The sequence below is a fragment of the Mannheimia varigena genome, assembly GCF_013377235.1.
GTDB classification, from domain to species: Bacteria; Pseudomonadota; Gammaproteobacteria; order Enterobacterales; family Pasteurellaceae; genus Mannheimia; species Mannheimia varigena.
In genome coordinates this window covers 1544634-1558236 of record NZ_CP016226.1, presented here as the reverse complement: position 1 = coordinate 1558236, position 13603 = coordinate 1544634, and the positions used below count along the sequence as shown (strand labels likewise).

Genomic DNA, 13603 nt, shown 5'->3' with positions numbered 1-13603 from the left:
GTGTGCTGGGTTATAACGCCCCTCTTCTGCTCTTCGCATAGGTGTCGAAGGCAACGGCGAGGATAATGATTAAGCCCATAATGATTTGTTGATAGTATGCTGAAACGTCCATCAGTACCAAGCCATTAATCAACACGCCCATAATAATCGAACCGATGATTGTACCCGTAATGCGTCCATATCCACCCATTAACGAAGTTCCGCCGATAACCACTGAGGCAATTACACGTAATTCAAAAGAAACACCGGCAACAGATTCTGCACTGCCTAAACGGGCGGAGAGAATAAAGCCCGCCAAACCTGCCAATGCACCGATCACCACATACACACTCACCAATGTGCGATTAATATTCACCCCAGCAAGGCGAGCGGCTTCCGGGTTGCCACCCACGGAATAGACATAGCGTCCCCAACGTGTTTTGTGTAAAGCGAAGTAACCGATGATAGCTACAACAGCGAAGATGATGACCGGAACCGGCACGCCTAAGATGTCGCCACGCCCCCACCAGCGGTAGCCTTCGTCAAAACCGGCGATTGGTGAGCCGTTGTTCAACACGAGTGTTAAACCACGCCAAATGGTCATCCCGCCAAGGGTGATGATGAACGGTGGCAGTTTGAGTTTGGTCACGCCCAAGCCGTGTAACCAGCCGATGAACGTACCTAAACCTAAACAGATCACTAAGCCAATCAGCCAGCTCATTCCGCCCCACGCACCGGCTTCCACCGTGACGGTATTATCGCCTTTGATAATGTAGGCGGCGAACATTGCCGTCACCGCTAAAATTGAGCCGACGGAGAGGTCAATCCCGGCGGTTAAGATGACGAAGGTCATTCCTACCGCCATAATGCCGAAAATCGACACTTCAGTTAAAACGTTGTAGATGTTACGTTGGGACAAGAATGCACTGTTTTGCGAGGTGAAGAAAATCACTAACAAAATCAGGAAAATCAACACGCCAAAACGTTCAAAGAAATAGACAAAATCGATTTTGCCTTTGTCATCCACCATTCCTAGGTTTTTCAAAAATTGTGTTGTCATACAAACCTCGCTTACACTGCGTGCTCACGCTGAACACCGACAGCCATCATTGACATTAATTTTTCTTCGGTCGCATCATCGCCGTGAATTTCACCCGTTACTCGTCCTTCGGAGAGGGTAATAATACGGTCTGAAATTGCCATAATTTCAGGTAAGTCAGACGAAATCACTAAAACCGCCACACCTTGTTTTGCCATATCAAATAAAACTTGGTGAACTTCTGATTTCGCTCCCACATCAATACCACGTGTCGGTTCATCAACAATTAGCACTTTGGGATTTAATGCCATACAACGTGCCAAAATCACTTTTTGCTGATTACCACCTGATAATTTGCGGGCTTCTAGCTCACTACTTGCCATTTTAATTCTGAGTGCCTGGCGATAAGTTTCGATTAAATCATCTTCTTTTTGATTATCGACGAACAGATTACCTTTAAGCAATTTACCTAGAATCGGCAACGTCATATTAGTTTTAATCGGTAAGCCCAGAACTAAACCTTCTTTCTTACGGTCTTCAGGTACTAATGCCACACCTTTTTCTAACGCATCCAATGGAGATGTTGCCGCATAAGGTTTACCATCTAAGCTGATTTCATCAGCGGTATAGTTTTCTACACCAAACAAACAGCGAGCAATTTCGGTACGACCTGCTCCTACTAAGCCCGCAATGCCTAAAACTTCGCCTTCATGAATATTAAATGACACGCCGTGCAATGCAATCCCATGAGGATCAAGTGCTGGCTTTTCACGATGTAAATTTTTTACTGCTAAACGCACAGGACGGTGGGTATGATGCGTTTCCGAAGCAGGGCGACGAGTAAAGGCAACTTCACGCCCTACCATCATTCGGATAATGTCATCAACCGTGACATTTTTCACTTCACCTTCGCCCGAATAACGCCCATCTTGGAAAACGGTAAAGCGATCACATAAGGCAAATACTTCATTTAGGCGGTGGGTAACATAGATAACACTCACACCACGACTTTTGAGATCTCTTACAATTTGATGAAGTTTTTCAACTTCTTTATCACTTAATGCCGCAGACGGTTCATCCATAATGATTAATTTCGCGTTTAAGGTCATTGCTCTTGCAATTTCAACCATCTGTTGTTGAGCAACACTTAAACGGGAAACTTGGGTATCAGGTTTAATGTTTAAGCCAAGATTATCCAGCACTATTTGTGCTTCATCATTCACTGCTTTTTCATTGACAAACAAGCCATTGACTGGCTCTCTGCCCAAGAAAAAATTTTCTGCTACTGTCATATTTGGCAGTAAATTGAATTCTTGGTAAATGGTAACAATGCCTTTAAGTTGGCGCTCAAAAGGTGAATCATTTAAATTGAGTTTTTCGCCGTTAAAAATAATCTCACCGCTCGTTTGAGGTTGTGCACCTGAAAGAGCTTTCAATAATGTTGATTTCCCCGCACCATTTTCCCCGAGTAGGGCGTGAACCTCGCCTTTTTCTACCGTGAGTTTTACTCTGTTAAGAGCCATTACGCCAGAGAAGCTTTTGGTAAGATCTTTAACTTCAAGTAAAGGAGTGGACATACAACCTCCATAAGAAAAACCTCCTCACCTCTATGAGGAGGTGATAAAATATTATTCACTGATTTCTGCAAAGCGTTCCGCTTCTTGCAAGTTATCTTTTAGAATAATTTTCGGTGGATAGTCTGCACCACTCACTTCTTTGTTATCACGAATGTTGCCAACCACTTGCTCTAATGCAGTACTAACTGCAAAACTTGGTCGTTGGTCAGCAGTTAAATATAACCAACCGTCTTTAACGCGAGCTAGAGCTTCCGGCGTAGAATCAAAACCTGTTACTAAAATATTTCCAGCTTTTAAGCCTTGACTGCGTAACGCTTCAATTGCGCCTAACGCCATATCATCGTTTGCAGAAATAATTACATCCGGTTTTTCTTTTAGGGTTGGGAGCACGCTTTCAATAATACGTAAACCTTCTGAGCGTAACCAGTTACCGGTTTGATCGACAACAATTTTATATTTATCACCACCAACAGCTAATTCATCGCGAATACCTTTGGTACGCTCAATATTTGACGTTGAGCCCGGCTGACCAGTTAATAAAACAATTTTCGCACCATCTGGATATTTCGCTTTGACTGCTTTCGCTACTTCTTGACCACCGGTGTAGTTATTGGCACCAAAGTGTGGAACCGGTTTACTACTTTCAACTTTACGGTCTAATGTTGCAGCAGGAATTTTCTCTTGAATAATTTCTTCTACAGCACCTGAAATTGCATTCACATCATTTGGAGAAATGATAATACCTTTCGCCCCACGCGTAATCGCATTTTCTAAGTCCGAAGCCTGTTTAGTTGATGAACTCTGTCCATCTAATACTTGTAATTTAATCTCTAACTTCTTACTGGTTTCTACCGCTACCTTTTGCAGCTGAACTTCAAACGGACTAGATAGGTTAGGCAAGCTAAATACAACAAGCTCATCTTTTGCAAAGCTATTCATTGATAAGCCCAGTGTTAAAGCACTTAACGCAAATTTAATACGCATTTTCATACAAAATCCTCTTGTGAGATTAGAATTAAGGGCATTATTGCCAGTCTTACTTCAAACTGCGAAGGAGAAATGAAGTTTTATTTTAAATACAAAAAAATGAAATAAATTTTTCAAAAAGGAATATAACATTCTAAATTTCCCTCTCCAAACACTTTGTTTCAAATCTGTTACTCAGATCACATTTTTAAGAGAAAAATAATAAGAATAAAAAACAAGCGATCAAAATTAGAGAATTTTTTGCAAAAATAAAAAAGCGGTGATTTCTCACCGCTAAGCAATCAAAAAAGGAAGAATACTTATAATTATAAGGTTGGGAAGTTAAAGGCTGCTTGGCTACGTACAGCACTGTCCGGCCAACGGGTTGTGATAGTTTTCATACGGGTGTAGAAACGCACGCCATCTTGACCATACACATTCAGAGGCCCGAAGATAGACGCTTTCCAACCACCAAAGCAGTGGAATGCCATCGGTACTGGAATTGGAATATTCACGCCCACCATACCTGCTTGGACATCTTGGGTAAATTGACGGGCTGAATCGCCGTCTGCGGTGAAGATCGCACTACCGTTGCCGTATTGGTGGCTGTTGATAATCGCCATACCTTCTGCATAATCTTTCACACGCACTACCGATAACACGGGCCCGAAAATTTCATCTTTCCAGATTGTCATTTCAGGAGTAACATTATCGAATAACGTTCCGCCAACAAAATAACCATTCTCGTGACCAGCTACTTTATATCCACGACCGTCCACACAAAGTTTTGCACCTTGTTCTACACCCTGATCGATATAGCTTTCGATTTTTGCTTTATGTTCTTTAGAAATAACTGGCCCCATATCGTTTTCGGTTTGCCCTTCCGGTAATAAACCTGCACCAATTTTCAGTGCTTTCACTTTTGGAATCAGCTCTTCAACAATTTTATCCGCCAACTCATCGCCCACGATCACCGCCACCGACAATGCCATACAACGCTCACCGGCTGCGCCGAATGCTGCACCGAGTAACGCATTTACCGTACCTTGCACATCCGCATCCGGCATAATCAAGGCGTGGTTTTTAGCACCGCCCAAGGCTTGCACACGTTTGCCGTTTGCGGAGCCTTTCTCATAAATATAGTGAGCAATCGGCGTTGAACCGACAAAGCTCACCGCTTGAATGCGTGGGTCGGTTAAAAGAATATCTACTGCTTCTTTATCGCCTTGAACAACGTTGAATACACCATCTGGCAAGCCCGCTTCTTTTAATAATTCTGCTAAACGAATGGATACACTTGGGTCTTTTTCAGACGGCTTCAACACGAAAGTATTACCGCACGCTAATGCAACAGGGAACATCCACATCGGCACCATTGCTGGGAAGTTAAATGGGGTAATACCTGCAACAACTCCAAGCGGCTGTTGAATTGAGTGGATATCAATACCACGCCCGGCATTTGCTGAAAACTCACCTTTTTGTAAGTGCGGAATACCTGTTGCAAACTCAACTACCTCTAAACCACGCGTCAATTCTCCAATTGCATCTGAATAGACTTTTCCGTGCTCAGAGCTGATTAAACGTGCCAGTTCATCAAAGTTTGCTTCTAATAACTCTTTGAATTTAAATAAAATTCTCGCACGGCGTAATGGTGATTGCTGCGACCAGCTTTTAAATGCAGCATCAGCTGTGGCAATCGCTGAATCTACTTCAGTAGCAGTACTTAACTTCACTTTTTTGGTTTCTTCGCCAGTTGCTGGATTGAATACAGAAGTAATACGTTGGCTTTGGCTTTCAACCGCTACGCCATTAATAAAGTTTTGCACAAATTGGCTCATCGAAAACTCCTTATCAAATTATGAATTGAGGATAGACAAAAGACACTCCATAAACTACTCTTAAAAATAGAAAATATCAATACAAATAGAATAAAAATGAAAAATTTATTTCATTTTTGTGATCTTGATAACAACTTTGAAGATTACTTATCCCCAAAAAAAATGATCTGCGTTATAGTAAGGTTGTCATTATTATGAATTTATACAGGAGATATTATGAGCTTCTTACTTTCTAAACCACAGACTCAACCAAACGGTTTAATTCAAGACATTACCCCGCAAAATGCTAATTGGGAATATGTTGGATTTGCTGCTTATCAGTTAGACAATCAATCTATTACCTTAGAGAGTGGCGAAAATGAGCTTTGTCTTGTTTTCGTTGCAGGCAAAGGATCCGTGTTTGTCGATGAACATCGTTTTGAAAATATCGGCAACCGAGCCAGCCCATTTGAAAAAATCCCACCTTATTCCGTCTATATTCCGCCACACAAGCAAGTGAAAGTGGAAACAAGCGGTCAATTAGAACTTGCCGTTTGCAAAGCACCAAGTCAAGGGAATTATCCTGTACGCCTGATTAGTCCAGAAGATGTCGGGGTTGAAAAACGAGGTTTCGGCAATAATCAACGCTTAGTGCATAATATTCTGCCAGAAACAGAACCTGCAGATAGCTTATTAGTTGTAGAAGTGTTTACTGATGAAGGCAATACTAGCTCTTACCCAAGCCATAAACACGACGACAAAAATTCCGAACTAGAAACCTATTTAGAAGAGACTTACTACCATCGCTTCGCTCCACCACAAGGCTTTGCTTTACAGCGAGTTTATACCGATGATTGTACGCTAGACGAGTGTATGGCAGTTTATGATAAGAACGTAGTAAAAGTACCAAAAGGCTACCACCCAGTTGCCACTATTGCAGGTTATGACAATTACTATCTCAATGTAATGGCTGGCCCTGTTCGCAAATGGAAATTCACTTGGGAAGAAGATCATTTATGGGTAAATAGTGAAGCCTATAAAACAAAATTTGAATAATACAAGCGGTCATATTTCTCAGAAATATTGCAAAACAAAGGGACGCATCGCGTCCCTTTCTCCTAAATCTTCATACAAAGATATTTCATCTCTAAAAACTCATCTAAGCCGTATTTTGAGCCTTCTCGTCCGATACCAGACTCTTTCACACCGCCAAATGGAGCAAGTTCGTTGCTGATCAGCCCTTCATTTATGCCAACAATGCCGTATTCCAACTGCTCAGATACTCGCCAAATGCGTGAAAGATTCTCACTAAAGAGATAAGAAGCTAAGCCAAACTCGGTGTCATTTGCCCATTGGATAACTTCCTCTTCTGTTTCAAATTTGAAAATTGGAGCAAGTGGTGCAAAAGTTTCCTCTCGAGCTACTTTCATCTCTTGCGTGACATTTTTCAAAATAGTTGGTTGGAAGAATGTGCTACCAAGCTCATGGCGTTTACCCCCCATTACTAACTCAGCACCAAGAGAAAGTGCATTTTCAATATGCTCTTCCACTTTTTCAAGAGCACGTTTGCTAATCAACGCCCCCATTGTAACATTTGGTTCGTTTGGTGCACCGAGTTTAATCTGTTCGACTTTTTGTTGGAATTTTGCAAGAAATTGCTCATAAATGCCCGCTTGTACATAAATGCGGTTAGCACAGACGCAGGTCTGCCCTGCATTACGGAATTTTGAGGCAAACACTCCCTCAACCGCTTTGTCTAAATCTGCATCATCAAACACGATTGCTGGGGCATTGCCTCCCAATTCTAAGGCTAATTTTTTAACGGTGCTTGCTGATTGCTCCATCAAAATCTTACCAACACGAGTTGAACCTGTGAAGGTTACTTTTCGCACGCTTGGATTAGTAGTTAATTCCTTACCGATATCTTCCGATTTCTCTGCAGTAACAATGTTAAACACGCCTGCTGGAATGCCTGCCTGTTCGGCTAACTTTGCTAAAGCTATTGCAGAAAATGGTGTTTCTGCCGCAGGTTTGAAAACAATCGCACAGCCGGCTGCTAACGCTGGGGCAGCTTTACGAGTAATCATCGCATTCGGAAAGTTCCACGGAGTAATTGCCGCCACCACGCCAATCGGCTGCTTGATGACCATTAAGCGATGATCAGGCTTATCTTGTGGCAATACATCGCCATAAATCCGTTTGCACTCTTCCGCATAAAACTCAACAAAACTTGCCCCATAGGTAATTTCAGTAAGGCTTTCGGCAATCGGCTTGCCTTGTTCCAAACTCAAAATTTGAGCTAGCTCTTCTTTATTTTGTATAATGAGATCAAACCATTTGCGTAAAATTGCTGCTCTCTCTTTTGGTAACAGTGCTTGCCATTTTTTCTGTGCGATGACCGCTTTTTCAATCGCTAAATGAGCGTCTTCCGCCCCTAAATCTGCAACCTTGCCGATTACCTCGCCAGTGGTTGGATTAGTAACCTCAAAGGTTTTCTTGCCTTCGACAAACTCACCGTTGATATAGGCTCTAAAATCCAGTAAAGAAAATTGGGTGTTTGGCATAATCACTCCTGTTAAATGATTAAAAATAGAACGGAACGTCTATAATCTACTCCAATTAAAGGGAAAATTCCAATAGTTATATAAAAAAACAAGCGGTCGATTTTCCTATCTATTTTGCAAAATTCTGAAGAAAATCGACCGCTTGTAAGAATTAAATTAGAGTAACCAGCTCCCAATTAATGCACATGCGAAACCGGTTAAACCGATTGAGGTTTCAAGCATTGTCCAAGTTTTAAGTGTAGTTTTCTCGTCCATTTCAAGGAAACGGCCGATAAGCCAGAAGCCGGAGTCGTTTACATGAGAAAGCACGGTTGCACCTGAAGCAATGGAAATCACAATAAAACAGAGATCAAACTGACTTAAATCTGTTGCAGCTGCTACCATTGGAGCAATTAACGCGGCTGTTGTAGTTAAAGCCACTGTTGCCGAACCCTGTGCAACACGGAATACCGTTGCAATAATAAATGCAGCCACAACAATTGGCATACCGGTATCAGCCATCATGGCTGATAATACATCACCAATACCACTTGCACGTAACACACCACCGAACATTCCGCCTGCCCCGGTTACAAGTACAATCGCACAGATTGGGCCAAGAGCGTTGTTACAAATTTTCTCAATTTGGTCTAGGCTACGGTTATCACGCAGAAGAATAATCGCCACAATCAGAGTAATCAATAATGCAACAGGTGTTTTTCCGATTAAACGTAGGCTTTGTACCCAAGTTGCTGAACCATCTACTACTTTCGCGACAGAAAGCGTATTTAAGCCTGTATCGAATAAAATTAAGATAATCGGCAGTAATAACACCGTTAGTACTTTACCGAAACTTGGTGGATTTTGTACCGCCATCTCATTAGCTGATAATCCGTTTAAGAAAGCTTTAGGTAAATCAACATGAATGCGTTTGCTGATAAATTGGCTGAACATATAAGTACCGATGTACCATGTCGGAATCGCACAAACTAAACCAACTAACACAAGCAACCCCATATTTACTCCAAGTAAATCGCCTGAAGCAACCGGCCCCGGGTGTGGAGGTAGAAAAGCGTGCATTACCGCAAATGCTCCTGCAGAGGGGAAGGCATAGCGCAATACTGAACCGCCAAATTGTTTCGCTACACTAAAAATAATCGGCAACATTACTACTAAACCGGCATCAAAGAAAATCGGGAAACCAAATAACAATGATGCCACACCCAATGCAAATGGCGCTTTCTCTTTACCAAATTTGTTGATAAGCGTATCTGCCAATACTTTTGCACCACCCGTGATTTCAAGTAAACGACCAATCATCGCCCCTAAGCCAACCAGTAATGCGACCGATGCTAATGTACTTCCAAAACCGTTAAGCAAGGTTGGTAAAATTTTGTCCACCGGAATACCTGCAGCTAATGCAGTGAGTAAACTCACAATAATCAAAGCTACAAAGGCGTGAACCTTGAATTTAATAATTAATATTAGCAATAATAAAATTGCGGCAAACATAATGAAAAGCAACATACTATTTTCTCCACAACAAATTGTTATCGGTAACATAACGATAAAAACTAAACTTGTAAATAATTCGTTATTTTTTATTCTAGAATTGTGATCTACTTCAAATTTTTCAGAAATAGCAGATGATTTTTAGTTTGAAGCTGCTAAATTAAGTTCAAATAAAAGTTACCGATAACATAGGAGTAGACAAATGTCTCAAGGAAAAGCATTTATCCTAATGGGTGTATCCAGTACAGGGAAAACCTCTGTTGGCACAGCAGTGGCACAAAAACTGGGAATGAAATTAATTGATGGTGATGACCTCCACCCTCGTGCGAATATTCTAAAAATGGCAAGTGGCACACCGCTGAACGATGACGATCGCCGCCCGTGGTTAGAGCGAATTAATGATGCCGCTTTCAGTCTAGAACAGAAAAGTGAAAAAGGGATTATCGTCTGCTCCGCTTTGAAGAAAAAATATCGTGATCAAATCCGTGAAGGCAATGCTGATGTCAAATTCCTGTTCCTAAACGGCTCATTTGAGCTAGTATTAGAACGAATGAAGCAACGCAAAGGGCATTTTATGAAACCCGAAATGCTGCAAAGCCAGTTCAACACCCTCGAAATCCCCCAAGCAGACGAATCCGATGTGATCTTTATTGATATTGACGGTAGTTTTGAAGAGGTGGTGGAACGATGTGTGGCAGCGGTTGAGCCATTGATTTAAGATACAAGCGGTCTAAATTGTAAAAAATTTTGCACAAACGCTTGCGTTTGAACATCGGCTTTGCCGATGGCACGAAGTGCGAACGAAAGTGAGTAAATTCAACCGCTTGCTACACACTTTCCCCCAAATGGATCTGATACCCCAAATTGATAATCGGGCTTTGTTGCGGTATGCCGTGAATGCGATTGAGCAGTTCTTGTGCTGCCACTCTGCCCATTTGTAAGCGAGGAGTAATCACGCTGGCAAGTTGTGGGGTGAGAGATTGCCCGACATCATGCCCGTGAAAGCCTGCGATTTTGAACTGCTCCGGCACTTTAATGCCTAAGCGTTGGCACTCAAATAATGCGCCAATTGCTAAGTCGTCATTGGTGCAGAACACACCATCTAGCTGCGGTTGTTGAGCTAGAGCTTGGCGGAGTTGTGCTGCTCCGAGCGTAAAAGAGGAATGCTCTTCGGTTGTGATATTCAATGGTATCAAACCGTGTTTTTGCATCGCCTGCTCGTAGCCTTGCATTTTCAGTTGTGAGCGTTTGTCCATTCTTGCCCCGAAATAGGCGATGTAGCGGCTGCCTCGATTGATCATCGTTTCCACCATCGCTTGTGCTGCAGAAATATTGTCAAATCCAACCGCTTGTTGAATACCGCCTTCGCACTCCATAATCTCAATCACAGGAATGCGAGCCACTTCCAGCATTTTTAGCGTGCGGGCAGAGTGGTGATTTTCCGAGAGAATAATGCCATCAATGTTGTAAGATAGCAGCGATTCAATCCGTTTCTCTTCCTTTTCTTCGCTATAACCGTAGTGGGCAAGCATTGTCTGATAGCCCGCCTTGTCGGTAATCTGTTCAATGCCTTTGATCACATCCGCAAATACTTGGTTGGTAAGAGAGGGAACAAGCACGCCAATTGCTCTACTTTTGGCGTTGGAGAGAATATCAGGGGCACGATTCGGAATGTAACCAAACTGTTCGATCGCTTGTGCAATACGTTCTCCAGTCTCTTTCGCTACCGTATTCGGATCACGCAGAAAACGGCTCACGGTCATTTTAGTAATGCCGAGATGGGAAGCAATATCTTGCAAAGTAGGGCGTTTGTGTTTGGTCATTTAGAATGCATTGAATGATAAATCAAATATGATTCATTATATGCAAAATTTTGCCTAAAAACGACCGCTTGTAACTACTCTTCCCGAAACTCTTTCGGGGTTTTGCCAAATTCTTTTTTAAACACCGCATAGAAGTATTGTAAGGAAGGGTATCCACACACATTGGCAATCTCTTGGGTAGAAATATCGGTAAATTTGAGCATATATTTTGCTCGTGCTAGTTTTTCCTCGTGGATAACTTGATGAATAGTTTTATTCATCTCCTCTTTAAAACGCTGCTCAAGGTTGGAGCGAGAGATTTTCAGATGATCCAATACCTGTTCCACCTTGATCCCTTGGCAAGCTCGGTGGCGAATAAAGTGCATTGCTTGAATCACCATCGGATCTTGCAACGAACGGTAATCGGTGGAACGGCGTTCTTCCACATTCAGAGGGGGAATTAAAATAGGCTTTGTGGAAACCGGCAGATCGTTCAATTTGCGATAAAGCAATTTTGCGGCGTGATAACCAATTTGCGTTGTGCCTTGCGTTACGGAAGAAAGTGACACCCGAGAGAGGTATTGGATCAGCTCTTCGTTATCAATGCCAATCACACAAAGCTGATCCGGCACAGCAATTTTTAGATGCTCACAGGTTTGTAGCAGATGTCTGGCTCTAGCATCGGTGACCGCAATAATGCCCGTATGCAGCGGCAGGGTTTGCAGCCATTCGCCTAATTTTTCTTGTAGCTCGAACCAGTTGTCGGAATGGGCTTGATCACCAATGTAATAATTCGGTTGGTGTTCATATTTTTCCATTAGCGAAATAAACGCATTTAACCGCTCTACCGCCCAATGCTTATCGCTTTCGGCTGGATAACCATAAAATGCAAATTGATCAATGCCCTTTTTCTTTAAATGCAAAAAGGCAGCTTCCACCAAGGCATAATTGTCGGTGGCAACATAAGGTACGTTCGGGTAAAAATCAGGGTTTTGGTATGAGCCGCCAACGGCGACAATCGGCACATCAATATCTTTCAATAATGCGGCTGTTTCCGGATCGTCAAAATCCGCAATAATGCCATCAATCGAAAGGCTTTCTATCGTATTTTTGTGATAGACAAAATCATCTTCCACAAAAATATCCCAAGAACATTGCGATGCTTGAATAAACTGCCCAATCCCTTGCATTACGCCTCTGTCATACACTTTGTTAGCGTTAAAAAGTAGGGCAACTTTGTGGTATTTCTCGATCATTTCGCCTCCAACCGTCGATTTAAGGCTAACTATAAAAGAAAATGAAAGGTTAATCAAAGAGGATAAAAAGAAAAGCAGGCGAGATAGTTGATCTAGCCTGCTTCGTATATCGAGTGGTTAAACTCTACCACAAATGATGCACACTTGGACGGATTAAGCGGTTGTAAATCTCTTCTACTTTTTGCATTTTGCTCTCGGTTAATGGAGGGAAGTTATCCACAGCAGCGTTAGTAACCACTTGTGAAACCTTACTTGCCCCCGGAATGACTGTACTCACGGCTTTATTCATCAATACCCAACGTAATGCGTGAGGAATTAAATCTTCCGTGCTGAATAGAGCTTTCAGTTCTTCCACCGCTTGTAAGCCAAGTTGATAATCTACACCAGAAAAGGTTTCACCTTTATCAAAGGCTTCACCATTGCGGTTAAAAGTACGATGATCATCTTTACCAAAAGCCGTATTCGCATTGTATTTACCAGTCAGTAATCCACTTGCGAGAGGCACTCGGGCAATAATACCGACATCTTTTTGCAGTGCTGTTGGGAACAGTTGCTCTAACGGTTTTAAGCGGAACATATTGAAGATCACTTCCATTGCGGCAATGTCGTAATCCATCGCCAACAAGCCTTCTTCTACGGTTTCTATACTCACACCGTAATCAATTAATTTTCCGCTAGACTTAAGCTGTTCCAACTTTGCAAAAATCTCATCATTGCGATACACCGAGGTTGGCGGGCAATGGAGCAAAATCATATCCAACTTTTCCGTGCCAAGACGACTTAAACTGCCATCAACAAATTTTTCGATAACTTGTGGTGTGTACATTTCAGCGGTATGCGGATTTAACGCTCGCCCACACTTGGTAACCACATAGAAAAAGTCGGGGTATTTTTTCAAGATTTCGCCAATGGCTTTTTCGCTTTGCCCATTGTTATACACATCAGCAGTATCAATAAAATTAATGCCTTGCTCATAAGCGGTTTCTAAAATTGCCATCGCCTCTTGGTGATTAAAAGGATCACCCCATTTCGTCCCAAGCTGCCAAGTGCCTAACCCAATTTCTGACACCATTTTGTTGGTTTTACCAAATCTGCGTTGTTTCATAACTATC

General features: G+C 42.2%; 11 protein-coding genes. 2 read left to right on the top strand and 9 right to left on the bottom strand.

Going from position 1 to position 13603, the window contains the following annotated elements; genetic code table 11:
• Nucleotides 1-10: 10 nt before the first annotated feature.
• From A6B40_RS07300 to A6B40_RS07285, 4 genes are all read right to left on the bottom strand, one after another.
• Nucleotides 11-1039 (bottom strand): ABC transporter permease, encoded by a 1029-nt coding sequence (locus tag A6B40_RS07300; RefSeq protein WP_025247101.1) that lies wholly within the window; start codon nucleotides 1037-1039, stop codon nucleotides 11-13.
• A gap of 11 nt (nucleotides 1040-1050) precedes the next feature.
• A complete protein-coding gene (locus A6B40_RS07295) occupies nucleotides 1051-2595 on the bottom strand; it encodes a sugar ABC transporter ATP-binding protein (protein ID WP_025343130.1) in 1545 nt (514 codons plus the stop codon).
• 51 nt (nucleotides 2596-2646) lie between these two features.
• On the bottom strand, nucleotides 2647-3585 hold the full coding sequence (locus tag A6B40_RS07290; RefSeq protein ID WP_176671974.1) for a sugar ABC transporter substrate-binding protein: 939 nt from the start codon (nucleotides 3583-3585) through the stop codon (nucleotides 2647-2649).
• Between the two features lie 302 nt (nucleotides 3586-3887).
• Nucleotides 3888-5399 carry a CoA-acylating methylmalonate-semialdehyde dehydrogenase gene (locus A6B40_RS07285; RefSeq protein WP_025247098.1) on the bottom strand — a complete coding sequence of 504 codons (1512 nt, stop codon included), beginning with the start codon at nucleotides 5397-5399 and terminating at the stop codon, nucleotides 3888-3890.
• Between the two features lie 216 nt (nucleotides 5400-5615).
• On the opposite strand from A6B40_RS07285, the gene iolB reads away from it, so the two are divergent.
• Nucleotides 5616-6434: a 5-deoxy-glucuronate isomerase gene (gene iolB, locus A6B40_RS07280; protein WP_025216457.1), complete on the top strand. Its 819-nt coding sequence runs from the start codon at nucleotides 5616-5618 to the stop codon at nucleotides 6432-6434.
• A gap of 62 nt (nucleotides 6435-6496) precedes the next feature.
• Here the strand turns inward: iolB and A6B40_RS07275 are convergent, their stop codons facing one another.
• Together A6B40_RS07275 and A6B40_RS07270 are read right to left on the bottom strand one after the other, a co-directional pair.
• Nucleotides 6497-7942, bottom strand: a complete 1446-nt coding sequence (locus A6B40_RS07275; RefSeq protein ID WP_176671973.1) for an NAD-dependent succinate-semialdehyde dehydrogenase — start codon at nucleotides 7940-7942, stop codon at nucleotides 6497-6499.
• A 156-nt stretch (nucleotides 7943-8098) separates the two neighbouring features.
• On the bottom strand, nucleotides 8099-9448 hold the full coding sequence (locus tag A6B40_RS07270) for a GntP family permease (protein ID WP_025216455.1): 1350 nt from the start codon (nucleotides 9446-9448) through the stop codon (nucleotides 8099-8101).
• 187 nt (nucleotides 9449-9635) lie between these two features.
• Here A6B40_RS07270 and A6B40_RS07265 point away from each other — a divergent pair, with 187 nt between their 5' ends.
• Nucleotides 9636-10151, top strand: coding sequence for a gluconokinase (locus A6B40_RS07265; RefSeq protein ID WP_176671971.1), 516 nt, complete (start codon nucleotides 9636-9638; stop codon nucleotides 10149-10151).
• A gap of 109 nt (nucleotides 10152-10260) precedes the next feature.
• Here the strand turns inward: A6B40_RS07265 and gntR are convergent, their stop codons facing one another.
• The 3 genes from gntR to A6B40_RS07250 all read right to left on the bottom strand — a co-directional run bounded on the left by gntR (nucleotide 10261) and on the right by A6B40_RS07250 (nucleotide 13596).
• The gene (gene gntR, locus A6B40_RS07260; protein WP_176671970.1) at nucleotides 10261-11256 is read right to left on the bottom strand and encodes a gluconate operon transcriptional repressor GntR; all 996 of its coding nucleotides are present in this window, start codon (nucleotides 11254-11256) and stop codon (nucleotides 10261-10263) included.
• A gap of 74 nt (nucleotides 11257-11330) precedes the next feature.
• Entirely contained in the window at nucleotides 11331-12491 is a 1161-nt protein-coding gene (locus A6B40_RS07255; RefSeq protein WP_025343143.1) for a XylR family transcriptional regulator, read from the bottom strand.
• 124 nt (nucleotides 12492-12615) lie between these two features.
• On the bottom strand, nucleotides 12616-13596 hold the full coding sequence (locus tag A6B40_RS07250; protein ID WP_025216451.1) for an aldo/keto reductase: 981 nt from the start codon (nucleotides 13594-13596) through the stop codon (nucleotides 12616-12618).
• Between the last annotated feature and the right edge of the window lie 7 nt (nucleotides 13597-13603).